General features: G+C 74.5%; 22 protein-coding genes. 2 read left to right on the plus strand and 20 right to left on the minus strand.

From position 1 onward, the window contains the following. Positions 1 to 36 precede the first annotated feature (36 nt). The 17 genes from ACI79P_RS08610 to ACI79P_RS08690 form a co-directional block, all read right to left on the minus strand. The gene (locus ACI79P_RS08610; RefSeq protein WP_456580621.1) at positions 37 to 834 is read right to left on the minus strand and encodes a ComF family protein; all 798 of its coding nucleotides are present in this window, start codon (positions 832 to 834) and stop codon (positions 37 to 39) included. An 89-nt stretch (positions 835 to 923) separates the two neighbouring features. Then, positions 924 to 2,654 (minus strand): LpqB family beta-propeller domain-containing protein, encoded by a 1,731-nt coding sequence (locus tag ACI79P_RS08615; RefSeq protein ID WP_456580622.1) that lies wholly within the window; start codon positions 2,652 to 2,654, stop codon positions 924 to 926. Further along, positions 2,651 to 4,378 carry an MtrAB system histidine kinase MtrB gene (gene mtrB, locus ACI79P_RS08620; RefSeq protein ID WP_456580623.1) on the minus strand — a complete coding sequence of 576 codons (1,728 nt, stop codon included), beginning with the start codon at positions 4,376 to 4,378 and terminating at the stop codon, positions 2,651 to 2,653. Before mtrB ends, ACI79P_RS08615 begins: the two co-directional genes overlap by 4 nt. Positions 4,379 to 4,463: 85 nt before the next feature. Then, positions 4,464 to 5,180 carry an MtrAB system response regulator MtrA gene (mtrA, locus tag ACI79P_RS08625; protein WP_456580624.1) on the minus strand — a complete coding sequence of 239 codons (717 nt, stop codon included), beginning with the start codon at positions 5,178 to 5,180 and terminating at the stop codon, positions 4,464 to 4,466. 226 nt (positions 5,181 to 5,406) lie between these two features. Then, positions 5,407 to 6,891, minus strand: a complete 1,485-nt coding sequence (gene ahcY, locus ACI79P_RS08630) for an adenosylhomocysteinase (protein WP_456580625.1) — start codon at positions 6,889 to 6,891, stop codon at positions 5,407 to 5,409. A 129-nt stretch (positions 6,892 to 7,020) separates the two neighbouring features. Then, positions 7,021 to 7,827, minus strand: coding sequence for a class I SAM-dependent methyltransferase (locus tag ACI79P_RS08635; RefSeq protein WP_456580626.1), 807 nt, complete (start codon positions 7,825 to 7,827; stop codon positions 7,021 to 7,023). Between the two features lie 91 nt (positions 7,828 to 7,918). Beyond that, a complete protein-coding gene (locus ACI79P_RS08640; RefSeq protein WP_456580627.1) occupies positions 7,919 to 9,793 on the minus strand; it encodes a glycosyltransferase in 1,875 nt (624 codons plus the stop codon). Between the two features lie 123 nt (positions 9,794 to 9,916). Beyond that, the gene (locus ACI79P_RS08645; protein WP_456580628.1) at positions 9,917 to 12,193 is read right to left on the minus strand and encodes a hypothetical protein; all 2,277 of its coding nucleotides are present in this window, start codon (positions 12,191 to 12,193) and stop codon (positions 9,917 to 9,919) included. Further along, the gene (locus ACI79P_RS08650) at positions 12,190 to 12,612 is read right to left on the minus strand and encodes a GtrA family protein (protein ID WP_456580629.1); all 423 of its coding nucleotides are present in this window, start codon (positions 12,610 to 12,612) and stop codon (positions 12,190 to 12,192) included. The genes ACI79P_RS08645 and ACI79P_RS08650 overlap by 4 nt, the downstream gene beginning before the upstream one ends. Further along, positions 12,612 to 13,724, minus strand: coding sequence for a glycosyltransferase family 2 protein (locus ACI79P_RS08655; RefSeq protein ID WP_456580630.1), 1,113 nt, complete (start codon positions 13,722 to 13,724; stop codon positions 12,612 to 12,614). The genes ACI79P_RS08650 and ACI79P_RS08655 overlap by 1 nt, the downstream gene beginning before the upstream one ends. Before the next feature lie 158 nt (positions 13,725 to 13,882). After that, positions 13,883 to 14,752: an HNH endonuclease family protein gene (locus ACI79P_RS08660; protein WP_456580631.1), complete on the minus strand. Its 870-nt coding sequence runs from the start codon at positions 14,750 to 14,752 to the stop codon at positions 13,883 to 13,885. 91 nt (positions 14,753 to 14,843) lie between these two features. Further along, positions 14,844 to 16,019: a mannose-6-phosphate isomerase, class I gene (manA, locus tag ACI79P_RS08665; protein WP_456580632.1), complete on the minus strand. Its 1,176-nt coding sequence runs from the start codon at positions 16,017 to 16,019 to the stop codon at positions 14,844 to 14,846. An 83-nt stretch (positions 16,020 to 16,102) separates the two neighbouring features. Beyond that, on the minus strand, positions 16,103 to 17,047 hold the full coding sequence (locus ACI79P_RS08670) for a DUF808 domain-containing protein (protein WP_456580633.1): 945 nt from the start codon (positions 17,045 to 17,047) through the stop codon (positions 16,103 to 16,105). Between the two features lie 75 nt (positions 17,048 to 17,122). Beyond that, positions 17,123 to 18,268, minus strand: coding sequence for an SIS domain-containing protein (locus ACI79P_RS08675; RefSeq protein WP_456580634.1), 1,146 nt, complete (start codon positions 18,266 to 18,268; stop codon positions 17,123 to 17,125). 13 nt (positions 18,269 to 18,281) lie between these two features. Next, positions 18,282 to 18,491: a Trm112 family protein gene (locus ACI79P_RS08680; RefSeq protein ID WP_456580635.1), complete on the minus strand. Its 210-nt coding sequence runs from the start codon at positions 18,489 to 18,491 to the stop codon at positions 18,282 to 18,284. Beyond that, positions 18,488 to 19,867, minus strand: a complete 1,380-nt coding sequence (locus ACI79P_RS08685; RefSeq protein WP_456580636.1) for a phosphomannomutase/phosphoglucomutase — start codon at positions 19,865 to 19,867, stop codon at positions 18,488 to 18,490. Before ACI79P_RS08685 ends, ACI79P_RS08680 begins: the two co-directional genes overlap by 4 nt. 99 nt (positions 19,868 to 19,966) lie before the next feature. Then, positions 19,967 to 20,317, minus strand: coding sequence for a DUF3499 domain-containing protein (locus ACI79P_RS08690; protein WP_456580637.1), 351 nt, complete (start codon positions 20,315 to 20,317; stop codon positions 19,967 to 19,969). 220 nt (positions 20,318 to 20,537) lie between these two features. Here ACI79P_RS08690 and ACI79P_RS08695 point away from each other — a divergent pair, with 220 nt between their 5' ends. Continuing rightward, a complete protein-coding gene (locus ACI79P_RS08695; RefSeq protein WP_456580638.1) occupies positions 20,538 to 21,005 on the plus strand; it encodes a metallopeptidase family protein in 468 nt (155 codons plus the stop codon). A gap of 63 nt (positions 21,006 to 21,068) precedes the next feature. Next, positions 21,069 to 21,902 (plus strand): hypothetical protein, encoded by an 834-nt coding sequence (locus tag ACI79P_RS08700; protein WP_456580639.1) that lies wholly within the window; start codon positions 21,069 to 21,071, stop codon positions 21,900 to 21,902. Positions 21,903 to 21,930: 28 nt separating this feature from the next. On the opposite strand, the gene ACI79P_RS08705 is transcribed toward ACI79P_RS08700, so the two are convergent. The 3 genes from ACI79P_RS08705 to ACI79P_RS08715 form a co-directional block, all read right to left on the minus strand. Further along, on the minus strand, positions 21,931 to 22,776 hold the full coding sequence (locus ACI79P_RS08705; protein ID WP_456580640.1) for an SDR family oxidoreductase: 846 nt from the start codon (positions 22,774 to 22,776) through the stop codon (positions 21,931 to 21,933). After that, positions 22,773 to 23,768, minus strand: a complete 996-nt coding sequence (gene rfbB / locus ACI79P_RS08710) for a dTDP-glucose 4,6-dehydratase (RefSeq protein ID WP_456580641.1) — start codon at positions 23,766 to 23,768, stop codon at positions 22,773 to 22,775. The genes ACI79P_RS08705 and rfbB overlap by 4 nt, the downstream gene beginning before the upstream one ends. A gap of 132 nt (positions 23,769 to 23,900) precedes the next feature. Next, a complete protein-coding gene (locus tag ACI79P_RS08715) occupies positions 23,901 to 24,713 on the minus strand; it encodes a GNAT family N-acetyltransferase (protein WP_456580642.1) in 813 nt (270 codons plus the stop codon).

The following is a 24,713-nucleotide window of genomic DNA, read 5'->3' on the forward strand; positions in this document are numbered from 1 at the left end:
CCTCCCGGTGGGGGACGGGGATTGGTCGCTTCGACGCTAGTCCCTCCCCTGGGACCGCGACAGTCGATCGAGGTCGTGGTGGAGGACGGTCCCGGACCGGTACCGGGCCCTCCCGGTGGCGCCCCGCGCGGGCCCGGCGGGGGCCCGCGGGGTGGCGGCCACGACCGCCGCCACGACCGTGCCCGAGGCCCCGGGAGCGGTGTCCAGGGCCCGCGCCGCCTCGGTCAGCGTGGCCCCCGTGGTGACCACGTCGTCGACCAGGACCAGCACCGCACCGGGCGGGCGTCGGGCACCGGTCACCTCGAACGTGCCGGCGAGGTTGGCCCGCCGCTCGACCGCGGAGAGCCCCGAGGAGTCGCGGACCCGGCCGCGCCGGCGCAGCGCCCGGCACTCGCCGGCCGCCAGGCCGGCCGCCCGCAGCTCGGCCACGGCCCGGCCGGTCAGCTCGCGCACGTGGTCCCGGCCCCGGCTCCGGAGGGCGTCGCGGGACGCGGGGACCGGCACCAGCAGGAGCGGCGGCTCGCCGTCCACCCCGAGCCGGACGGCGGCGACGGCGAGGGCGAGCGCGGCACCCAGCGGCACCGCGAGCTCCGCCCGCCCGTGCTCCTTGAAGGCGTTGACCACCGGGCGCACCGGGCCGGCGTAGGCGGCGGCCGCCACGGTGGGCGGGAAGCCCGCCGGGAAGCGCCGGGGCGAGGCCAGGTGCGGCGCGGCCAGCAGCCGGGCGCAGCCGGGGCAGAGGACCGCGCCGGGGAGCCCGCACCCGGCGCAGCAGCGGGGCAGCACCAGGTCGGCCAGCGCCGCCCCCACCCTGCCGATCGTCGCGCTGAGCACCACGGCAGCCTATGGCCCCGTCCCGAGGCTCGGGTCGAGCGTGCGAGGCCTGAGGAAGACGGGGCCTCCTCCTGTGGACGGCGCCCGGCTCAGGACGGGTAGAAGGGCGCCGTCCCCCGCAGCGGCTCGGCGCCGGGGACCAGCGTCACCCACCGGCCTCCGGACAGCTGCCAGACGGTGCCGCCGGCGCTCACCAGCGGCTGCCGCGAGGGGGCGACCGCCAGCGCGGTCGGCTGGCTGGGCAGCCCGGACGTGGAGACCGGGGCCAGGCCCCAGCCGTCGACCCCGACGGTGTACGGGACGATCCGGTCCTCGCCCGCGTCCCCCGCGAGCACCATGAGGCTGCCGCTGTCCCGCCAGCCGACGTCGATGACGCCGGACAGGGTGGGCGCGACGTCCCGCAGGTCGCGCAGCACCACCGCGCTGTCCCCCTCGGAGCGGACGACGGTGCCGACGTGGAGCCGGCGGCCCTGCGCCCCCTCGACGACGACCGCGGCACGGACGCCGTCGGGCGAGAGCTGCAGCACGTCCGCCCGCCCCAGCCCGGGGAGGGTCGGCGCGGCGACCGGCTGCGGCGGCCCCCCGGCGGGCACCCGGACCAGCTCGGCGCCGTCCCGCACCACCCACGCCTCCGTGCGCGTCGCGGCGACGGTCGGCGCGCTGATCGAGCCCCCGCCGAGCACGGGGGCCAGCTCGCCCCCGTAGGGCCCGGCGAGCAGCTCGGCGCCGGCCTCGTCGCTGCGGACACCGGTGAGGAAGTTGAGCTGGCCGCTGGCCGCCGCGACGGCGGCGCTGTCCAGGTCGTAGCGCCCCTCCCCCGCGGGGCCGGGGACCGCGTCGCCCCGCGGGACCGTGCGGACGGCCCCGGCCTCGACGTAGTGGCCGACCCCGTCGACGGGGACGGCGTCCGGGTCGAAGGAGGCCCAGTCCTCGACGGTCTGCTGCCGGGGCACGCCGCTGGGGGTCACCGGCTCGCCGTCGAGCAGGACGACGACGTTGGTGATCCGCGGCCGGACCAGCTGCTGCAGACTCCAGACCAGCTGCGCGCAGACCTCGGCGAGGATCGGCGCGGGCTCCGCCGGCAGGCCGCTGAGCTCCACGGTGGCGGTCTGCCCCTCGACCGTGACGGTGGAGCCCAGCTCGACCCCGCTGAGGGGGTTGAGGACACCGGCGGCCAGCGGCGCCGACGGCCCCGTGATCAGCCGCTCCACCAGCGCCGTGGGCTGGGACTCCCCGCGGATGAGGTAGCGGGGGTCGGGGACGACGCGCGACGCGGTCGGGTCGAGGAAGTAGGCGTGGATCGGATCGTAGAGCCGCCGGAAGTCGGGCTCGAGCATGATCAGGCCGTCGGGTGGGTTGGTGATCCGCCACTCGCCGTCGACCTGCTGCAGGGTGAAGTCGCGGGTGAAGACGCCCCGCTCGGCGACGGTGAAGACCCCGCGGGGGTCGACCGTCCCGATCAGGTTGGCGGTCACCGTGACCGCACCCTCGTCCGTCGTCACGACGGCGTAGTCGGTGCCGATGACGCTGATCCCGCTGTCGTCGGCCCACGTCTCGGCCGGTCCGGGCGCGAGGTACTGCCGGGCCACCGGGTGGCGGCGCACCGTGCTGGCGGCCGCATCGATGAACTGGCGCACGATCTCCTCGGCGCTGGCCCCGGGCACCGGGGCGACGGGCTCGATGCCGACCGCCTCGGGCACCCGGGCCGGCGCCTGGGTGATCAGGACCGTCGCGGAGTCGGTGGGCACGGTGGAGCAGGAGACGAGCGTCAGCAGCGCGGTGAGCAGCGCCAGGACGACCGCGGGGCGACGGCGGCTCACCGCAGCGCCCCCGGCCGGCGGAGCTTCACCGGCCGCAGCGGCAGCGGCGAGCTGGTCAGGTCGGTGCCGGCCACCAGCGGCAGCGTGAGCCGGAACTGCGCACCGGCGCCGGGCTGGCCCCACACCTGCAGCCAGCCGCCGTGCAGACGGGCGTCCTCGAGGCTGATGGAGAGGCCCAGCCCGCTGCCGCCGACGGTGCGCACGCGGGAGGGGTCGGCGCGCCAAAACCGGTCGAACACGTGCTGCGCCTCCCCCGGGCTGAGGCCGACCCCGTGGTCGCGGACGGTGACCGCGGCCGCCGACCGGTTGGCCGCCAGGGTGATCTCCACCGGGTGCCCGGCCCCGTGCTCGATCGCGTTGCCGACCAGGTTGCGCAGGATCCGCTCCACCCGGCGGACGTCGACCTCCGCCAGGACCGCCTCGTCCGGCCGGGTGACCACGAGGTCGCAGGCGTGCCGCTCGGCCAGGGCGCTCATCCCGTCGACGACCCGGCCGACCAGCGCGCCCATGTCGGCCGGCGCGGAGTCGAGCACGGCGGCGCCGGCGTCGTACCGGCTGATCTCCAGCAGGTCGGTGAGCAGCGCCTCGAAGCGGTCGAGCTCGGCGCTCAGCAGCTCGGCCGAGCGGGCCACGTGCGCGGGGAAGTCGCCCCGGGCCTCGTGCAGCACCTCGGCGGCCATCTGCACGGTGGTCAGCGGCGTGCGCAGCTCGTGGGACACGTCGGAGGTGAACCGCTGCTGCAGCTGCGAGAGGCCCTCGAGCTGGGTGATCTGCCGCTGGAGGCTGTCGGCCATCGCGTTGAAGCTGGTCGCCAGCCGCGCGAGGTCGTCCTCGCCGCGCACCACCATGCGCTCCTCGAGCTGCCCCTCGGCGAGCCGCTGGGCGGTGCCGGCCGCCTGCCGCACCGGGTCCACCACCAGCCGGGTGACCAGGACACCGATGCCGACCACGAGCAGCGTGAGGGCGACCCCGCTGATGAGCACCGTGGTGCGGATCAGGCCGAGGCTCTCCTGCTCCTGCTGGAGCGGGAAGACGTAGTAGAGCTCGATGCGGTCGGGGCCGGTGGCGTCACCGGTGACCGGCGCGCCCACCACCAGGCTCGGCCGGGGGTCGCCGACGTCGCCGGGGACCATGTCGTACTTCGAGGCCTGGTTGCCGGCGTCCACCGCGGCCCGGAGCTCCTCGGGCAGCGCGGCGGTGAGGGGCCGGCGGTTCGTGGCGGGGATCTCGGCCCCGGCGGAGGGCCGGTAGACCATGACGACGTCGAAGTCGCCGGCCGCGCCGCCGCGGTCCAGCAGCTGGTTCACCGTGCGGGCCAGGGTGGCGCGGACGCTCGCGGCGTCGCCGGTCGCGATGCCGGCGACCTCGCTCTGGGCGTACACGACACCGGCCTGGACCTGGTCGATCGCGGCCTGCCGCTTGACGTCGAGCAGCTGGTCCTTGATCTGGCTGAACAGCACCAGGCTGACGATCACCACCACGGTGCCGGCGAGCAGCATGGTGATGGCGCCGATGCGGACCTGCAGCGACGAGCGCCAGGTCTGCGCCGCCCGGGCGCCCAGCTCGTGGAGGGTCCGCCGCGTGCGGCGGCGTGCCCGCCCGGCCCGACGGCGCAGCCCGCGCCCGAGCCGGACGAGCTCGTCGCGGGTGCCCGGCCGGCCACCGGCCCCCTGCGGGGGGCGACCCGCACCCGTGCCCGTCTCGGGGGTCCGGGTGGCGGTCACCGCTCCAGTGTCACCCGGCCGGCGCCCGAAGCGGGGAGCCCGCACAGGGTGGCGCGCGACTCGCCCCCGGTCGCGGTGCCGCGGCTCACGGTGGGCCGGCCTTGTAGCCCACGCCGCGCACGGTGAGCACGACCTCGGGCTTCTCGGGGTCCTTCTCGACCTTGGCGCGCAGCCGCTGCACGTGCACGTTCACCAGGCGGGTGTCGGCGGCGTGCCGGTAGCCCCACACCTGCTCCAGCAGGAGCTCGCGGGTGAAGACCTGGCGCGGCTTGCGGGCCAGCGCGACCAGCAGGTCGAACTCCAGCGGGGTCAGCGCGATGGGGACGCCGTCCCGGCTGACCTGGTGCGCCGGGACGTCGATCTGCACGTCGCCGATGCTCAGGTTCTCCGCCTGCCCGGTCTCCCCGCGGCGCAGCTGCGCCCGGACGCGGGCGACGAGCTCGACGGGCTTGAACGGCTTGGTGACGTAGTCGTCGGCCCCGGCCTCCAGCCCCTGGACGACGTCGATCGTGTCGCCCTTCGCGGTGAGCATGACGATGGGCACCGTCGACTGGGTGCGGATGTCCTGGCAGATCTGCAGGCCGTTGCGGCCGGGCAGCATCAGATCGAGCAGCACCAGGTCCGGCCGGGTCTGCTGGAAGACGCCGACGGCCCGGTTGCCGTCGGAGACGAAGGCGGGTTCGTACCCCTCGCGCCGCAGCACGATGCCGAGCATCTCGGCGAGGGCGGCGTCGTCGTCGACGACGAGGACACGGCCGCGGCTGGGCCCGTTCTGCGGAGCGGTGGGGGGCACGGCGACCATTCTGCGCTGTTCAGGGCGTCGAGGGGGCTGCACCCCACCCGCCAGGGTGGCTGCCGGGACGGATGGGACCCCCTTGCCACCGCAGGGCACAGGAAGCTCCACCTGCGCATCAGGGCCCGAAGACGCAGGCGGAGCTTCCTGTGCCCCCCTTGGTGACGTGCTGGAACGGCCGCCTCGCAGGGCCCCACCACGAGCGGAGCGAGTGGTGGGGGGCGAGGGGGTCCTTTCAGTAGCGGTAGTGGTCGCTCTTGTAGGGGCCCTCGACGGGGACCCCGATGTAGTCGGCCTGCACCTTGGTCAGCTCGGTCAGCTTCACGCCGAGCGCACCGAGGTGCAGCCGCGCCACGTGCTCGTCGAGCTTCTTCGGCAGCACCGTGACGCCGGGGGTCTGCCCCTCGTAGGCGGCGCGGTTGTTCCACAGCTCGATCTGGGCGAGCACCTGGTTGGAGAAGGAGGCGCTCATGACGAAGCTGGGGTGCCCGGTGGCGTTGCCGAGGTTCAGCAGCCGCCCCTCCGACAGCAGGATGATCGTGTGGCCGTCGGCGAACCGCCACTCGTCGACCTGCGGCTTGATCGTCGTCCGCTCGACGCCGGGGGTGCGGGCCAGGCCGGCGACGTCGATCTCGTTGTCGAAGTGCCCGATGTTGCCGATGATCGCCTGGTGCTTGGTCCGGCCGAGCTGCTCGGCCGAGATGATGTCCTTGTTGCCGGTCGCGGTGATGATGATGTCGGCCTTGCCGATGACCTCGTCGAGCGTGGTCACCTCGTAGCCGTGCATCGCCGCCTGCAGCGCGTTGATCGGGTCGATCTCGGTGACGATCACGCGGGCACCCTGGCCGCGGAGCGACTCCGCGCAGCCCTTGCCGACGTCCCCGTAGCCGCAGACCACGGCCACCTTGCCGCCGATCATCACGTCGGTGGCGCGGTTGATGCCGTCGATGAGCGAGTGCCGGCAGCCGTAGAGGTTGTCGAACTTGCTCTTGGTGACCGAGTCGTTGACGTTGATCGCCGGGAAGAGCAGCCGGCCGTCGCGGGCCAGCTCGTACAGGCGCATGACGCCGGTGGTGGTCTCCTCGGTGACGCCCCTGATGCCCTGGCCGATGCGGGTCCAGTACCCGGCGTCGGAGGCCAGCGTGCCGCGGAGGACGTCGAGGATGACGCCGTACTCCTCGGAGTCGGCGTCGGTGGTGTCGGGGACGACGCCGTCGGCCTCGAAGCGGGTGCCCAGGTGCACGAGCAGGGTGGCGTCGCCGCCGTCGTCGAGCAGCATGTTCGGGCCGACGACCTCACCGGCCTCGTCACGGAACTCGAACAGCCGCTGGGTGCACCACCAGTACTCCTCGAGCGTCTCGCCCTTCCAGGCGAAGACCGGCACGCCGGCCGGCTGCTCGGGGGTGCCCTCGCCGACGACGATCGCGGCGGCGGCGTGGTCCTGGGTGGAGAAGATGTTGCAGCTGACCCAGCGGACGTCGGCGCCCAGCGCGGTCAGCGTCTCGATGAGGACGGCGGTCTGCACGGTCATGTGCAGGGAGCCGGCGATCCGCGCGCCGGCGAGGGGCTGCGCGTCGCCGTACTCGGCACGCAGCGCCATGAGGCCGGGCATCTCGTGCTCGGCGAGCTGGATCTCCTTGCGCCCGAACGGCGCGAGGGAGAGGTCGGCGACCTTGAAGTCGCCGTCGGTCAGCGTGCGGGTGCCGGTGCTGGCGGTCAAGAGAAGCTCCAGGTCCGGCCCGGCTGAGGAGCCGGGCCTCGGGTCGGATGCGTGGTCGCTGCGATCCCCGCCCACGGCGGGGAGAGCGAGCATGCCGAGGCTTCGGCGGGGCTCGTGCCGTGGTCCAGCCTACGTCGTCGCACGGCCATCCGCGGGCGGTGAGGCCCGGCGGTCCTGCCGCAGGGGCGTCCCCGGCGTCACGATCCGGGCCACCACCTGCTCGTTGTTGGACGTGTAGGCCTCGTAGCAGACGGTCGCGCCGGAGGCCTCCAGGTACTCCTGCCAGGCGAGGTGCTCGCCACCCTCCTGCCAGCCCGGGTAGTTGAAGTACTCGTCGAAGAGCACCACCGACCCGGCGACCAGCCGCGGCCCGACCAGCGACAGCACGGTCACCGCCGAGGAGTACAGGTCGCCGTCCACGTGCAGGAAGTGGACGGGCCCGGGGTGCTGGTCGAGGAAGCCGGGGAGCGTCTCGTCGAACCAGCCGGTGACCAGCTCCGCCCCCTCGACCTCGGGGATCCGGTCCACGGCGAAGGCACCGGCGCGCACGTGCGGCCGGTAGTCCGCCGGCAGGCCCTGGAAGGAGTCGAAGCCGTAGACCTCCCTCCCCTCGCGGGCCGCCGCGATGATCCGGAGGGAGCGGCCCTGGAAGACGCCGAACTCCAGCGCCATCCCGCCCGGGGGCGCGAGCTCGAGCGCGTACCGCAGCGTGCTCTCCGGGTCGTGGAACTCCCGGCCGGTCGGCATGGCCTGGCGCACCCAGCGGGCAGAGCTCAGCGCGGCCTCCCGCTCACCGGCCGCCAGCAGGTCCCGCCTGGCCCGGAACTCCGCCTCCCCGACGATCCGCTCCACCTCGGAGCGGACGATGCGGGTCATCCGTTCCTCGAAGGGGCGCACCAACCAGCCGTCGATCCGCCGCCGCACGGCAGCCCTCACGGTGCCGGCACGTTGCCCGTCCGCCATGCGCTCTCCCTTCCGCGGCACCCGGCGCGAACCGGCTCCCGCGATGTCTCGCCGATGGGTCCTGCTACCGGTCGTCGAACAGCCGCGCCCAGGTGTCCCTGCTGCTCAGCTCCGGCAGACGACGGCGGTACTCGTCGCGGGCGCGCTCACCCTCGCGCGCCAGCCGCCACAGGACCGCGGCCCCCTGCCGGGCGAGCTCGAGCATGCGGTCGCGGTCGAAGGAGCGGACGCGCACGCCCGACTGCGACGGGTCGGTGACGACGGCGGTGTCGAACCGGGCCACGTGCCACCACTGGGCGTCGCCGGCGGCGATCGCGGCGGTTCCCCGCGGCCGGCGCAGCAGCTGCGACAGGATCCGCTTCCCCAGGACCGCGCGCACCATGGACGGGTCTCCCGCCGAGACCTCCTTGGGCATCGCCGCGGCGGGGATCCCGGGAACCGCGGACGCCGGGTGGGTGGCCGTCTCCGGGTGCTCGCTCCACAGCTTCCGGACCACCGAGACGGTCTCCGCCCCGCCGTCCGCCAGGACGTCGGGGCCGCTCAGGAAGTCCTCCACCGCCCGCAGCATGAGCGCTGCGAGGCCGTACCGCATCGACACCAGGTAGTCGGTCAGCTGGCGCGCCAGGTGCTCGACGATGCGACGCCGGTCGAAGTCGCTGTGCAGGGCGCTGACGATCAGGGAGTTGCGGAAGCTGAAGTACCGCGACCAGTCGTCCCAGTTCTTCCACGCGAAGTCGGCGTGCCAGACGCCCGCCCCGGGGAGCGTCACGGTGGGGAACCCGGCGGCCCGCGCACGCAGGCCGTACTCGATGTCGTCCCACTGGAAGAACATCGGCAGCGGGTACCCGATCGCGTGGACGACCTCCGAGGGCACCAGGCAGGTCCACCACGCGTTGTAGTCCGCGTCCACGCGGACGTCCTGCTGCTCCTCGGTGAGGTCGGCGTCGGCGAGGGCGCGCGGCACCGGCCGGCCGGCGCGCAGGATGGCGAGATCGGCCGTCTCCGCACCCACGTGCAGCCGGTCGGGGTGCAGCAGGTTGAGCATCTGACCGCCCACGAGCAGCGGCTCGTCGGCGCAGTCGGCGAGCGCCCGCAGCCGCAGCACGCTGTCGGGCTCCAGCCGGATGTCGTCGTCCATGAGCAGGAGGTCGACCGGGCTGCCCGCCGCCTCCCCGAGGGCCTCGTAGATGCCGCGCGTGAAGCCGCCGGCACCGCCGAGGTTGGGCTGCCGGACGTAGCGCAGCGCGGCGCCGAGCGCATCGCGGACCGCGGCGAAGCCGGCACGGGAGTCGACGGTGTCGGTCCCCTGGTCGACGACGTACACGGCCCCGAGGTCACCGGCGACCTCGGGATCGGAGGCGAGCGTCTCCAGGGTGGCCAGGCAGTCGTCGGCCCGGTTGAAGGTGCAGATGACCACCGCGGTCTCGCGGCGCGGCCGGTGGGCCGCCACCGACCAGCGGACCCGCTCGACGGTCATCCCCGAGTCGGCGGTCTGGAGCTCCAGCCACAGCGCCCCGCCGTCGACGAACCGGTCCAGCGCGACGGTGAGCGCCACGGTGTCCTGCGAGGCGTCGACGGCGCTGTGCGCCGCCACCGTGCGCGGCCTGCCGTCGCCGTCCGAGGCGACGACCCGCAGCGTCCCCGACCCGCTGACGACGGCGGTGACCTCGACCTCGCGGACCGACGTCCAGCGCTGCCAGTAGGACGCCGGGAAACGACCGAAGTAGGTGTTGGTGGTGACGACGGCGTGCCCGTCGACGACCACCCGGTCGCGGTCGCGCAGCATGACGCCCTGGGTGGCCACGCTGTACAGCTCGTCGGGTGCCTGGGGCGTGGGGCCGCGGAACAGGGTCCGCTGCGCGACCAGCCTGCCGGGACCGGGCGGCCCTCCGCCGTCCCGACCCTCCGGGCCGGTCGCCTCACGCGTGTGCAGAACCATGGGCCGAACGATCCTCCCACCAGACGAACGGCGCCCGAGGGCGCCCTTGATGATCAAAGCTAGACGGGCTCACGCGGTTCGGCAGAGCAGCGCCCCCGGGGCGGACGCACGGGCCGGGGGTCGTCACGGAGAGCGAACCCCTGTTCCCGTCTCACCTCGGCTGGTGCGCCGCCGCAGCGAGCGGAACCAGAGGAGCGTCTGGAGCGCGGCCACCGTCGCCGCTCCCGCGGCCACGGCGGCGCCGGCCCGGAGTCCCGGCGGCCGGTGGGTGAGGACGAGCGTCCCCTCACCTTCCGGGACCTCGGCCACGATCAGGCCGGCCGGCCCGTCGACGAGCTCCACCTCCCGGCCGTCGACGGTCGCGGTGTAGCCGGGCCAGGCGAGCCGCGCGAACGCGATGCGCCCGGCCCGGCCCGCGTCGTAGCGGACCGTCTCCCGCTGCGGACCGGCCGTGGTCTCCAGGACCTCCACGCCGGGCGAGCTCCACGAGACCCGCCCCGTGTCGTCGAGCGGCTGCTCGCGCACCCACACCGTCCGGACGTCGTCCCTCTCGAGCACCTGCCACCCCGGCGGGGGCTCCTGCGCCGCCGGGCCGGGCAGCAGCGAGCGCTGGATGACCAGCGTGGAGACCTGCATCGCGTCGACCAAGGGCACCGGGATCCCCTCACCGGCCGGTTCCCACAGGCGGTCGAACGCTTCCGGGCAGACGGCGCCGCGGTAGTCCATGCACAGCTCCGTGCCGAACTCGAGGAACCCGATACCGCTGTAGCTGCCGACGGCCCGGGCACCGGCGGCGCGCGGCAGGTTGCCGAACAGGATCTCCCCCCGGGCCATCTGCTCGCTCGTGACACCCTCGAGCGCGGCCAGCTGGAGCACCGTCCCCTCGTAGCCGACGGCACCCGCCGCCATGCGGTCCAGGTCGTGCGGCGGGTAGGTCGCGGGGTCGGGAGCAGGCTGCGGCAGGGTGCTCGTCTGCAGGAACAGCACGAGGACCGTGCCGACCACGCCGACCGCTCCGAGCGCCGGCATCCCGCGGCGCAGCCCCGACGCCAGCGCCGCAGCGACGAGTGCGGCCACCAGCAGCAGCCCGGCGAGGTGGATGCGGTCCATCTCGGCCGGTCGCACCGCCCAGGCGAGGTACGCGCCGACCAGCACGACGGCACCGCTGGCGGCTGCGCGTCGCCGGACGCGGTCGGTGGCGAGGCCGGCGGACAGCACGACGGCGAAGCAGACCGCGGCCGCGAGGTACAGGTGCTCGATGAGCCGGACGGGCCAGCGGAACAGCCACAGGTTGGAGGGGCCCAGGGTGGCCAGGAGGAAGAAGCCACCGACGACGGCGAGGCTGACCAGCGAGCGGGGCGGGCGGCGCAGCGCATGCCACCGCAGCCAGGGCAGCAGGGGCAGCACGAACCAGGCGAAGTAGGTGGAGGGGACGCGTTCCACGAGCGCGCCGTTCCAGTTGAGCATGGCCGGCAGGTACGTGGGCGAGCTGGCGGCCACCAGGTCGCCCACGTCCGGGACGAGGAACGTGTCGTTGGCGACCACCGCCAGGGTCTGCCGGGCCGACACCGGGTTGGTGCCCAGCAACGGCAGGAACACCGCCAGGGCGAGCGCTCCGACGCAGGCGCCCATCACGACCAGGTGGGCCAGCCTCGCGAACCGCCGCTGGAGGAGCAGCTCGACGGCGATCGCCCCCAGCACCACCACCAGGCCCAGCGCCGCGTAGGGGCTGCCGGTGGTCATCGCCAGCGCACCGAAGAGGAAGGGCACGAAGGGGTTGAGCCGGCCACGGGAGTGCCGGCGGGCCGCCCACCAGAAGTGGGTCACCCAGGTGAACGCGAACAGCCCGGCGGGCCAGCCGGATGCCTCGTACCAGAGCGTGAAGCCCGACACCGGGACCGCGGTCGCCACCAGGACGGCCGGGATGCGGCCTGCCCCGTACTCCCGGGCCAGCAGGAACACGCCGGCTGCCAGGACGGCGAGCATCTCGATCATGACCACGGCGGAGGCCAGCGAGAGGTCCTCGAAGAAGGACACCAGGACGAAGTTCAGCAGGTTGACCGGGTTCCAGATGCCCAGCAGCGCCTCGGCGGCGTAGTTCCCGCCCACCCATCCCGCCGGGTCCATCGTCGGCCACCGGCCGTCCCGCAGCTGCTCGCCGAAGACGTGCCAGAGCGGTGCGAACTGCTCGACCTGGTCCCCGACGTAGAAGAAGTGCTCGCCCCGCCACTGCGGGATGGTCCCGATGACCGCCGTCAGGACGCCGACGCCGAGCGCGACGAGCCAGTCGGGCGCCCGCAGCAGAGGTCCGAGGCGACCACCCCGCTGCCGCGGCGCCGACCGACCGGCCGTCTCCGACGCGACCGAGGCCCCGGTGGCCTCGGCGACCTCGGCGCTCACCGTCGGCCCCCGGACGGCGACACGGCACCGCTGCCGATGTCACCGGCGGGCCCGGCCGGCCGGCCCGCGAGCAGCCGGCGGGAGAGCAGGAAGGTCACGGGGATGGCGGCCGCGGCGGCGACCAGCGGGGCGACGCGCTCGGCCAGGCCCAGCCACTCCACCAGGACCACCACCCCGACCGTGGTCAGGAGGTAGTTCGTCGCGTTGGTGAGCGGCCAGAGTGCGAACTTCCGCCACGTGGGCCGGGTCCGGAACGTCCACAGCGTGTTCAGGAAGAAGGAGCCGACCATGGCGACGACCAACGCCAGCAGGTGGGCGACGAGGTACGGCAGGACGACGTGCAGGAGCAGGTAGGTGCCGTAGTAGACGCCGGTGTTGATCACCCCGACGACGGCGAACCTGGCGACATGGTGGAGCATCAGCCGCGGCCGGCCCTCGACTCCCGCTGCCCGGTGACCGGCTCCGACTGCCACGGGTCCTCCGCGTCCCCACCGACGGCGCCACCGTGGGCTCCCGGCCCACCAGGCACCGCGGAGGCCACGTTGTTCTCGAACAGCAGCGTCTCGCGCACCGGCGCCCGGGTGCGGCGGGGCGCCTGCACCCCGGGTTCGTGGTCGCTCGCCTCGGCGACGATGAAGTGCGGGCGCTGTTTGGCCTCGAAGTAGATCCGCCCGACGTACTCGCCGATGACCCCCAGGAAGAGCAGTTGGAGGCCACCCAGACCGAGGATCGCCGTGACGAGCGTGATGTAGCCGGGGACCGCGATGCCCCCGAAGACGGCGGCGACGATCAGGTAGCCCACGTACGTGAAGGACAACGCCGTCACCAGCAGACCGACGTAGATCGCCAGGCGCAGGGGGGCGTTGTTGAACGACATGATGCCGTCGACCCCGTAGTTGAGCAGCCGGCGCAGCGTCCACTTGCTCCCGCCGGTGCCCTGCCGGGACTCGTTGCGGTAGTCCACGTGCGCGGTGGGGAAGCCGATCCAGGAGAACAGCCCCTTGGAGAACCGGTTGTACTCCCCCATCTGCAGCAGCGCGTCGACCGCGCGGCGGCTCAGCAGCCGGAAGTCCCCGACGCCGTCCTCCATCTGCACCTCGACCAGCGAGTTCGCCAGGCGGTAGTAGAGCCGGGCCAGCACGGTCCGGGCGAGCGCATCCCCCTCCCGCGTGCGCCGGGCCACGACCTGGTCGTAGCCCTGCCGGTGCAACGAGAGCATCTCCACGAGCAGGCGCGGCGGGTGCTGGAGGTCGGCGTCCATGATCACGACGACGTCGCCGGCGGCGTACGCCAGGCCGGCCAGCATCGCCGACTCCTTGCCGAAGTTCCGGCTCAGGGAGACGTAGCGCACCCGCGGATCGGCGTCGTGCAGCAGTCGCACCACCCGCATCGTCCGGTCACGACTGCCGTCGTCGACCAGGACGATCTCCACGTCGACCCCGGCGTTCTCCACGGCGTCGAAGACACGCGACACGAGCTGCGGGAGCACCTCTTCCTCGTTGTGGCAGGGCACCACCACGGACAGCAGCATGCGTTGTTCCTCCTCCGGTCCGGCTCCCAGCCTCCCAGGTCACCGCGGACCGTGACACGGACCGGACCACGGTCATCGGTCCAGGTTGCTACGCCGCCGGCCATCCCGCCCGCCGGACCACCGGGTCGCGGCTGCCCTCGGCCCGACGGCGGGGCGGATCACTCGCAGCCGACGCCGTCGCCGTCGCCGTCCAGGCCCGGCGACCACCCCGGGTCACCGGCGCGGATCGGAGCTGCGCCGTGGGCACGGACCGCGGAGCAGTCCCCGTAGGCGGCGGTTCCCGGTGCGGTCTCGCTCGCCGCCGGCCCCGCACCGACCGGCAGCGGCTCACCCGGGCATCCGGCGAGCACCCTGGCGATCGCGTCACGCTCGGCCGCGGTCACCCACAGGCCGTAGGCAGCCTTCACGGCGACCTGCCGGGCCACGTAGGCGCAGCGGTACCGACCGTCCGGTGGCAACCAGGTCGCGGCGTCGCCGTCACCCTTCTGCATGTTGAGCGGCCCGTCGACGGCGAGCAGGTTCAGCGGGTCGTTGGCGAAGCGGATCCGTCGCTCCTCGTCCCAGCTCTGGGCGCCCTTCTGCCAGGCGTCCGAGAGCGCGACCACGTGGTCGATCTGCACGTCGTCACTGGTGTCCTGGCCGCGCTGGAAGGCGATGGTGCGCCCCGAGTACGGGTCGGCGAGGGTGCCGGTCAGGACGACGCAGTCCCGGGTGCCCGGCTCGGTCGTCTCCCCGGTCAGGTCGCGGGCCAGGACGTCGTTGCGCGTGTCGCAGCCGTTGCGGTCGGTGTCGACCCAGCCGGGGCCGAACTCGCCGCGGTCGTAGCCGGTCCTGGGGGCGCGGCCCTTCACCTCCACCCCCTCCAGGGCGGCCAGGGCCGAGCCGGCGACCGGCGCGGGAGCCTCCGCCGTCGCCCCGGCCCGGTCGCCGCTGCCGGCGACGTCGACCACCTCGCACCCGGTCAGCAGACCGAGCGCGAGAACCGGACCGGCGAGCCGGCGGGAGCGGGACCCGGGTCGGACGTGCACGCAACTCCCCCAGCAGCCGGACGGCGACCGGGCCGACGCTAGGCCGGGAGCACGGCCGCCCCTCGGCGCAACGCCGGGGGTGGCCGGCGTCTCAGCTGAGGTTGGTCGTCGCCCGGTAGAGGACGGCGGGGCCGCGCGCGGTGACCGGTGCGCCGGCCGGGAGGAAGGCGGCGCGCCCCTTCTCCAGGGTCAGCTCACCGTCGACCGAGGCGAGGACCGCGGCCCCCTCCGTGCAGAGCAGCAGCTGCGGCCCCCGGGTGGTGAGCACCCCCGCCTGCTCGTCGAGGTGCACGCGGGTGAGGTCGAAGTCCTGCACGGGGACCGGGTAGCGGAGCCCGCCGGGGGCGAGCACCGGGTGGATCACCGGGACCTTGCCGTCGGTGAAGTCGAGGACCTCGATCAACGCCGCGAGGTCGACGTGCTTGGCCGTCAGCCCACCGCGCAGCACGTTGTCCGAGCTGGCCATGACCTCGACGCCCGCGCCCGAGAGGTAGGCGTGCAGGTTCCCCGCGGGGAGGAAGACCGCCTCGCCGGGGGCCAGCTTGAGGTGGTTGCACATCAGCGAGATGACCACCCCCGGGTCACCCGGGTAGGTCTCCGCGAGGGTCGCCGCCCACCGGTAGGTGTTGATGAACTCGGGGTCGTGCGCCGCCACGAAGCGGGCGGCCGCCGTGGCGACGGCGGACACCAGCTCGGTGCGCCGCTCGCCGGTCAGCGCCAGCAGCTGCGGGATCGCCGCGCGCAGGCCACCGCGCGCCAGGGCGGCGATGGTCGGCTTGAGCTCGGGCACCTGCAGCTTGGCCAGGCAGTGCAGCGACTCCTCGACCGGCCGGAAGCCGCAGAGCGCCTCGAACGTGGTGAGCGCCAGCAGGAGCTCGGGCTTGTGGAAGGGGTCCTTGAAGGTGCGCGTCGGGTCGTCGTGCGGGATGCCGGCGGCCTCCTCGGCCGCGTAGCCGGCCTCCGCCTGCGCCGTCGTCGGGTGGGCCTGCAGCGACAGCGGCGTCTCGGCGGCGAGCACCTTCATCAGGAAGGGGAGGCGCGCGCCGAAGCGCTCCACGACCGCGGGGCCGAGCAGCCGGTCGGCCTCCTCGGCGATCGCCTTGTCCAGCGGGCGGCCGTCGGAGAGCACGCTGGGCTCATCGGGGTGCGCGCCCACCCACAGCTCCGCGTGCGGGCGGTCCGCGGGGACGGGCTCACCCAGGAGTTCGGGGATGACGGTCCGGCTCCCCCACGGGTAGAACCGCACGCCGTTGCTCAGCTGCCACATCGTCCGGACAGATTACGGCCCGCCCCCGCCCCGCCGGGCGCAACTCACCCCCCGAGGGGCAGCGAGTCCACCCCCAGCCTCTCTCAGTGCGCCTCGGCACCGGCCTTCGAGCGGTGCACCGTCAGGTTCATCACCAACACGACCAGGGCCCCGACCACGAGGCCGAGGAGCGCGCTGGCGAGCGTGTTGACCAGCCACCCGACGACCCCGCCGAGGGCGCCGGTGGCGTCGTGGGCGGCCTCCTCCAGGTGGTGCACCACGTCGTACAGCCCGTGCCAGCCCAGCTCCTCGGTACCCACCAGGATGATGTGCCCGCCGACCCAGAGCATCGCGGCGGTGCCGACGACGGTGAGGGCGGACAGCAGCTTCGGCATGCCCCGCACCAGGGCGCGGCCGAACGCGGCCACGCGCTTGCCGGTCCGCTGGGCCAGGCTGAGCCCGACGTCGTCCATCTTCACGATCACGCCGACCACGCCGTACACGAGGACGGTGATGCCCACGGCGACGACGAGGAGGATGATCGCCCGTGACCAGAACGCCTCGGCGGCCACCTCGTTCAGCGAGATGACCATGATCTCGGCCGACAGGATGAAGTCGGTGCGCACCGCCCCGGAGACGATCGTCTTCTCGTCCGGGAGCGCGTCCTCCACCGTCGCGTGCGACTCCTGGTGGCCGCTGACCCGGTGCCAGATCTTCTCCGCGCCCTCGTAGCAGAGGTAGGCGCCGCCGATCATCAGGATCGGGGTCAGCAGCCACGGCAGGAACTGGCTCAGCAGCAGGATCGCCGGGAGGATGACCAGCAGCTTGTTGCGCAGCGAGCCCAGCGCGATCTTCCGGATGATCGGCAGCTCGCGCTCGGCGTTCAGGCCGTGCACGTACTGAGGGGTGACGGCCGTGTCGTCGACGACGACGCCGGCGGCCTTCATGCTGGCCCGCCCGGCGGCCGCGCCGATGTCGTCGATGGAGGCAGCGGCCGCGCGCGCCAGCACTGCGACGTCGTCGAGCAGGGCTACGAGTCCACCCGCCAAGGAAGTTCCTTCCGATCGGTCAGCACCGGTGTGCTGTCGCAATGATGGTGGACCGTCCGGGGCCCGCGCGCGTCCTCAGGGGCGCTGGGCGCGCTCGAGATCGAGGGCGAGCGCGAGGTAGACGGCGCTGAAGTCGGCGACCGCCAGCTGGCGCGCCACCCGCGGCAGCCGGCCGAACCGCTCGGGCTCCCCGTGCTCGGCCAGGCCGCTGACCGGCACGCTGCGGGCGGCGGCGGTGCTCAGCACCTGCTGCATCGCCTCCCCCGCCGAGCGCGGCTCCCGCTCCCCGGCGTCGTCCTGCCCGCCGGCCTCGCTGTCGCGGATCGTCAGCAGCCGCAGCCGCCGGCCGGTGTCGTCGGCGCGGTCGCGGAAGAAGTCGTCGGCGGCGTCCTGGGGCGCCAGCGGCCCCCCGAGGACGGCGCAGGCGGCCACCCGCTGGTCGGGCAGCCGGAATTCGGTGGCCGGCAGACCCGCGAGGGTGGCGAGCTGGTCGGCGATCCGGGTGGCGGCAGCGCCCGCCAGCGGCCCCTCCGAGGCGATCACCGGCAGTGCGTCGAGCAGCTCCAGGGCCAGGCTCTTGGCCGGGTTCACGAACGTCTCCCGCGCCGGGCCGCACTCCCCGGCCACCTCGTCCAGCGCGGCCGCGACCACCTCCGGGTCGGCCACCCCCTGCGCCAGCAGCCCGAGGTCGGTGGCCAGCTGCAGCATCGGGGTGAGCAGCGACCACAGGGTGGCGTGCCGGACCCGGGTGCGCGGCAGCGCCACGTAGGGCGCCCGCGCGGAGGCGCACACGCTGCGCAGCGGTGCGTCGTCGCCCCCGATGCCGACCAGGGAGACCCCGCGGCGGGCGGCCTCGTAGGCCGGCGCGACCGCGTAGGCGCCGGCCCCGGTGCGGGTCGCCACGACGGCGATGTCGCTCGGGCCGGTCCACACCGGCAGCGCCGGACCGGGGACCACGTCGACGGTGACCGGGCTCGAGGGGCCGAGGAGAGCCCGCAGGACGGAGGCGGCGACGGCGCCCTCCCGCCGGGCGACGACGACCAGCCCGCGGGGCCGGCCGCCCCCGGTGACCCGTTCCAGGCCGGCCTCCTCGGTCAGCCGCGTGGTCTCCCGCACCTGCGCGCCCGCCCCGGCGACGGCCGGCAGCAGGCCGCGCGGGTCGCGGGCGCGCAGCAGCTCCAGGTCGTCGAGGACCTCCTCGGCGAACTCCGGCGAGGTCACCGCGTGCCGGTCCTCATCCGCGCTGCCGCGCCTCGTCCAGCAGCAGGACCGGGATGCCGTCGCGGACGGGGAAGGCCCGGTCACAGGTGCCGCAGACCAGCTCGCCGGCCGCCTCGTCGACGGTCAGCGGCGTGTGGTGGGTGTCCGGGCAGGCGAGGATCGCCAGCAGCTCGGGGTCGAGCCCCAGGGGGCCGCCGGCCGGGGTGCTCTGGGTTCCGGTCATTCCCGCTCCTGTCCCGCGCGCACGGTGCCGAGCACTCGGTCGCGCACCTCGCTCATCCGCGCCTGGTCCGGCGCCTCGACGTTGAGCCGCAGCAGCGGCTCGGTGTTGCTGGCCCGCAGGTTGAACCACGCGCCGTCGGGCAGCTCGACGGTCAGGCCGTCGAGCTCGTCGACCGTCACGCCGTCCTCCTTCTCGAAGAGCTCGCGCACCGCCGCCGTCCGCTCCCCCGCGTCGGCGACCGTCGAGTTGATCTCGCCGGAGGCCGCGTAGCGCGCGTACGCGGCGGTCAGCCCGGACAACGGCCGGCTCTGCTCGCCCAGCGCCGCCAGCACGTGCATGGCCGCGAGCATGCCCGTGTCGGCCCGCCAGAAGTCGCGGAAGTAGTAGTGCGCCGAGTGCTCGCCACCGAAGACGGCGTCGGTACGGGCCATCTCGGCCTTGATGAACGAGTGCCCCACCCGCGTGCGCACCGGCTGCCCGCCGTGCTCGCGGACGATCTCGGGCACCGCCCGCGAGGTGATCAGGTTGTGGATGATCGTCGTCCCGCGCCCCTTGGCCAGCTCCCGCACGGCCACCAGCGCCGTGATCGCCGACGGGCTCACCGGCTCACCCCGCTCGTCGACGACGAAGACCCGGTCGGCGTCGCCGTCGAAGGCCAGGCCGATGTCGGCGCCGTGCTCCACGACGCCGCGCTGCAGGTCGACCAGGTTCGCCGGGTCCAGCGGGTTGGCCTCGTGGTTGGGGAACGAGCCGTCCAGCTCGAAGTACATCGGGACGACGTCCAGGGGCAGGTCGGCGAGGACGACGGGCACCGTGTGCCCGCCCATCCCGTTGCCCGCGTCGACGACGACCTTCAGCGGCCGGATACCGGAGAGGTCGACCAGCGAACGCAGGTGGGCGGCGTACTCGGGCAGGACGTCCCGCGACGACACCGCACCGACCCGCTCGGGGGCGCGCTCGTAGGCGTCCCGCTCGGCCCACTCGCGGATGGTGACCAGCCCGGAGTCCTGGCCGATGGGGGCGGCCCCGGCCCGGCACAGCTTGATGCCGTTGTACTGCGCGGGGTTGTGGCTGGCCGTGAACATCGCCCCGGGCAGGTCCAGTGAGCCGGCGGCGAAGTACAGCAGGTCGGTGGAGCCCAGCCCCGCCTCGACGACGTCGACGCCGCGCCCGATGACGCCCTCGGCGAAGGCGCGGGAGAGCGGGATGGATGACTCGCGCATGTCGTGGGCGGTCACCACCGCCGTCGCGCCGGTCTCGGCGTGCACGAACTCGGCGAAGGCCGCGCCGATCGCGCGGGCGACGTCCTCGTCCCACTGGTCGGGGACGACCCCGCGGACGTCGTAGGCCTTGATGAGGGCCGAGAGATCTCGCACCCCACGACACTATCGGCGCGCCTGGCGAGGTGCTGGAACCGGCCTCGTCCCAGGGTCCCGCGGCGTGCGGAGCGCGTCGTGGGGTGGGGCGAGGTCCCTCTAGGGCAGGTCGGGAAGGACCCGCAGGTGGCCGCGGCGGATGCCGCTGCCGTCGTCGGCGGGGTCGCGCGGCGGCTCGGGCCGGGCGGCCTCGCGGACGGCATCGGCGAGGGCGAGCAGGTCGTCGCCGGTCGGCCCGACGTCGTCGATGTCGATCTCGTGCCGGACGACCTCCCAGCCGCGCGGGACGGTCAGCCGCTCGGCGTGGAACTCGCACAGGTCGTAGCTGTGCGGTTCGGAGTACGTCGCCAACGGGCCCACGACAGCGGTCGACTCCGCGTAGACGTAGGTCAGGGTCGCCGCTGCCGGTTGCGCGCAGCCGCTGCGCGAGCAGCGCCGTGACTGCCTCACCACCGGTTCCTCACGCAGGGCACAGTAATCGCGCCCGGCGGTGCGCGACAGCAGGCGCACCGGGAAACCGGCTGTGGCGCCCCATCCTGCACGATGACCCCGTGGGCATCGTCACCGGTCGGACGCGGGGTGCGGCCCCGCACGGCCGGATGCGGGGAAACCTCCGGCGGACGGTCCCGGGCCCCGGCGTGTCGGCTCCCGCCGTACCCTGCGTGCAGTCATGAGCCACCCCTCGCGCCGCCGCCCCCGTTCCCGCCGCGACCGCCACGGTCGCGGCCTGCGAGGGCGCCTGGTGCCCGCCCAGGTACCGCTGTCGCGCAGCCGCGCCGAGCAGTTCGACGACCTGGTGCTGGACGCGGTCGAGGACCTGGAGCGCCGCTGGGAGCGTGAGCTGGCCGGCGTCGAGTTCGCCGTCGAGGACGTGCCGTGGGTGGAGCACACCGATCCCGACGATGCGCTGCTGGACGCCGACGTGCTCGACGACGCGGGCGTCCCCCTCGCCCGCCTGCTGCCGGCCCGCCGCGAGAAGGGCGAGGACGTGCCGCCGCGGATCGTGGTCTACCGGCGGCCGCTGGAGTTGCGCGCGCACGACCGCGAGGACCTCGCCGACCTGGTGCGCGACGTCGTCGTCGACCAGGTGGCCACCCTGCTGGGCCGCGACCCCGAGGAGATCGACCCCGCGGGCTGATCGCCCGGCGGCCCGGACCGGTGTGCCGACTGCCCGGCAGGCGCTGCTGGGATGCTGGGCGTGATGGACGTCGGCACCGCATCCGTGGGGATCGCACTCGGGGCCGTCGTCGTGGCGCTCGCCCTGGCGTGGGCCGGATCCACCCGCGACCGCGCGCGCGATCGGTCGCGCGCCCGCGTCGACGACCTGGCGGACTTCCTGGAGCACCCGCCGGGCACCCGGGAGGAGCCGCCGCGGGCCGCCGGCTGGGTCGGTCTCGCGCCGGAACCACCCGCCCCGCTCAGCGGTGCCACCGCACGCCGGTGGTGGGTAGCGGCCGGCGCCGCCGTCACCGCGCTGGCGCTGGCGGGCGCCGTGGTGGTCGCCACCGGTGGCGACGGGGGGCGATCCACCCTCCCGGTGGCCACCCGCCCCGCCGGCCAGGAGCCGGACGCCGGGACCCTCGAGGCGGACCTCGCGTTCGCCGGCCTGGTGCTCGAGCAGCGGGCCGTGGGCATCACGGCCGCCTACCCCGAGGCGCAGCTGACCACCGGCGGTGACGGGACGCGGCTGACGATCCGCCTGCCCACCTACAACTGCCTCGCCGCGGTCGCTCCGCCCGACCCGGAAGCGGCCGGGTGCGTCGCCGCCGCCGTCGAGCAGGGCACCGTGCAGACGCCCGACCTGCGGCTCGAACGGAGCGGCGGCCGGTTGCTCCTCAGCGGGGAGCTGGCCACCTGGACGGACCCCACGGGGTCACCACCGGAGCCCACCGGCCGGGTCTACCCCCTGCAGCTGACCCTGTCCCCCGGGGACCAGGTCGCCGCCGGAGGCTGGCGGGACGTCCTCGGCCGGCTCGAGCTCGGAACCGAGAGCGCCCCGGCCGACGAGGGCAGCCGGGTCCGCGCCGCGGGCTGACGGCGGCGCCGGTCCGCGCCCCGGCCGCTCAGACGGAACCGGTCAGGTACTGCTCCAACGCGTCCCGCCAGCCGCGCGGCCGGTAGCCCGTCGCGCGGACCTTCGCCAGGTCGAGCACGGAGTTGAGCGGCCGCGGTGCGACGCCCTCCTTGCCGGCGAAGTACTCGGCGGTGCTCACCCCCGTCACGTCCTCGGCGGAGCGCCCGCGGGCGGCGTACACGAGCCGGGCGACGTCGGCCCAGGAGCCGGGTTCGCCGTCGCCGGTGAGGTTGTAGGTGCCGTAGGGGGCCCGGGTCTCCACCAGGTGCCGGATGCCGGCGGCGAGGTCCGCGGTGAAGGTGAGCCGGCCGATCTGGTCGTCCACCACCGACGGCGAGATGCCACGGTCGGCGAGGCCGGCCATGGTGCGCACGAAGTTGCCACCCTCCCCCACCACCCAGGTGGTGCGCACCAGCCAGTGGCGCTCGACGGCGGCCGCACGCGCGTCGCCGTCGGCCTTGCTGCGGCCGTAGACGCTCAGCGGCGAGGGCGGCAGGTCCTCCGGGATGGGCCCGGGGTGCGTGCCGTCGAAGACGTACTCGCTGGAGATGTGGACGAACGCCGCTCCGGCCCGGTCGGCGGCCTCCGCCAGGTGCCCGACGGCGTCGACGTTCGCGGCGCGGACCGCGGCCAGGTTCGCCGGGTCCTCCGCGGCGTCGACCGCCGTCCACGCGGCGGCGTTCAGCACGACGTCGAAGCCGCTCCAGTCGAACGCCGCCACGGCGGCGGGATCGGTGACGTCGAGGGCGGCCCGGTCGAGGGCGACCGCGCCGGGGAACTCCCGCCCCAGCGCCCGGCCCAGCTGCCCGCCCGCGCCCAGGACGACGGCGTTCACTGGCCGCGCGCGGCGTAGGCGGCCTCGACCTGCTCCTTCTGCGGCCGCCACCAGTCCTCGTTGCCCCGGTACCAGTCGATGGTCGCCGCCAGGCCGTCGCCGAACTCGGTGTAACGCGGGGTCCAGCCCAGCTCGCTGCGCAGCTTGGTGGCGTCGATGGCGTAGCGCAGGTCGTGGCCCACCCGGTCGGTGACGTGGTCGAAGGCGTCGGCCGGCTGCCCGGTCAGCTCCAGGATCAGCCGCAGGACCTCGAGGTTGTTCCTCTCGCCGTCGGCGCCGATGAGGTAGGTCTCACCCGAGCGGCCCTTGTCCAGGATCGTGTGCACGGCGGAGTTGTGGTCGTCCACGTGGATCCAGTCGCGCACGTTCTCGCCGGCGCCGTACAGCTTGGGCCGGAGGCCGGAGAGCACGTTGGTGATCTGGCGCGGGATGAACTTCTCGACGTGCTGGTAGGGCCCGTAGTTGTTCGAGCAGTTCGAGATCGTGGCGTGGATGCCGAAGGAGCGCACCCACGCCCGTACCAGCAGATCCGAGCCGGCCTTGGTCGAGGAGTACGGGCTGCTGGGGTTGTACGGCGTCTCCGGCGTGAACTTCGCCGGGTCGTCGAGCTCCAGGTCGCCGTAGACCTCGTCGGTGGAGATGTGGTGGTAGCGCACGCCGTGCCGGCGCACCGCCTCGAGCAGGGTGAACGTGCCGACGACGTTGGTCTCCAGGAACGGCGAGGGGTCCCGCAGCGAGTTGTCGTTGTGGCTCTCCGCGGCGAAGTGCACGACGACGTCGCTGCGGCCCACCAGCCGGTCGACGACGTCGGCGTCGGCCACCGACCCGTGGAGGAACTCGATCTGGTCGCGGACCCCCTCCAGGGAGGCCTCGTTCCCGGCATAGGTGAGTGCGTCGAGCACGACCACCTCGTACTCGGGCCGCTCGCGCAGCGTCTGGTGCACGAAGTTGGCGCCGATGAACCCGGCACCCCCGGTGACGAGCATGCGCATCGCTTGCTGAACCCTTCGTCGTCGCCTCCCGTCGAGGCGACGCCCCGACCGGCACCCGCCGTCCAGCGGGCTGTCGTGTCCGGATCGACGGTAACCGAACCGCATCCCGCCGCGCGTTCCGCAGCGCCGACCTCAGCGCGGCCAGGACCGGGCCGGCGCGGTGAGCGCGACGACCGGCGCGCCCAGCTCGGTCCGCAGCCCGCCGTCGGGGGCACTGCCCCACCACGGCCAGCGGTCGTCCCCCTCGACGAGGGTGAGCAGACCGGCGCGTGCACGCCCGCCCTGCCGCACGACCGCGACCTCCACCCGGCCGACGGCGGCGTGCAGCCGGGCCACGCTCCGGAGGTGGTCGCGCGTCCGGCGATCGGGTTCCGCCTGCAGGAGGTGCGGCAACCACCGCTCCAGCTCCCGGGGATCGCGGGAGCGGTGCACCGCACCCACCTCCTCCAGCCCGTCGACCAGGCGCGAGCTCCGGGCGTTGGCCACGACCGCGGTGGGGAGGCGCGCGGACATCGCACGGACGGTGGGGTCGCCGAGCGGCAGCCCGGTGAGCCGCAGCGACCAGGGGCCGCGCAGGGAGTCCAGCAGGGCGAACACTCCGGCGGCCAGCAGCTCCGCGGCCTCATCGTCGCGCGCCGGGAGCCGCGCCGTGGGCCGGCCACCGGGCAGGGGTGGCCGCCGCTGCCCGAGCACGGTGACCGCGGTGACGAGGCCGCGCCGCCGGAGGTCCAGGAAGGCCGCCGCGAGGGGTGGGCCGCCCGCGGGGCCGTCGACGACGACGGCGGCCGGGCGGGCGGGGGGCCACCGCGTGGCGCCGTCGTTGAGCACGGCGGTCAGCCACGGCGCGCGGGCGGTCAGCGGCGCCTTCAGCGCCGCGGCGAGCGGCTCCGCGGCCCGGATCTCGCGGACCACCCGGGCTCGACCGACGGCGATCCGGGCGACCAT

The sequence above is a fragment of the Blastococcus sp. SYSU DS0510 genome (assembly GCF_054050835.1).

Bases quoted from the DNA above. Each gene is read 5' to 3' on its own strand.
- mtrA (WP_456580624.1), bottom strand. From the start codon at position 5,180: ATGGTCGCCGTGCCCCCCACCGCTCCGCAGAACGGGCCCAGCCGCGGC.
- rfbB (WP_456580641.1), bottom strand. From the start codon at position 23,768: ATGCGCATGCTCGTCACCGGGGGTGCCGGGTTCATCGGCGCCAACTTC.
- ACI79P_RS08680 (WP_456580635.1), bottom strand. From the start codon at position 18,491: ATGACCGGAACCCAGAGCACCCCGGCCGGCGGCCCCCTGGGGCTCGAC.
- manA (WP_456580632.1), bottom strand. From the start codon at position 16,019: ATGTGGCAGCTGAGCAACGGCGTGCGGTTCTACCCGTGGGGGAGCCGG.
- ACI79P_RS08700 (WP_456580639.1), top strand. From the start codon at position 21,069: ATGGACGTCGGCACCGCATCCGTGGGGATCGCACTCGGGGCCGTCGTC.
- ACI79P_RS08640 (WP_456580627.1), bottom strand. From the start codon at position 9,793: ATGGTTCTGCACACGCGTGAGGCGACCGGCCCGGAGGGTCGGGACGGC.
- ACI79P_RS08695 (WP_456580638.1), top strand. From the start codon at position 20,538: ATGAGCCACCCCTCGCGCCGCCGCCCCCGTTCCCGCCGCGACCGCCAC.
- ACI79P_RS08655 (WP_456580630.1), bottom strand. From the start codon at position 13,724: ATGCTGCTGTCCGTGGTGGTGCCCTGCCACAACGAGGAAGAGGTGCTC.
- ACI79P_RS08650 (WP_456580629.1), bottom strand. From the start codon at position 12,612: ATGCTCCACCATGTCGCCAGGTTCGCCGTCGTCGGGGTGATCAACACC.
- ACI79P_RS08715 (WP_456580642.1), bottom strand. From the start codon at position 24,713: ATGGTCGCCCGGATCGCCGTCGGTCGAGCCCGGGTGGTCCGCGAGATC.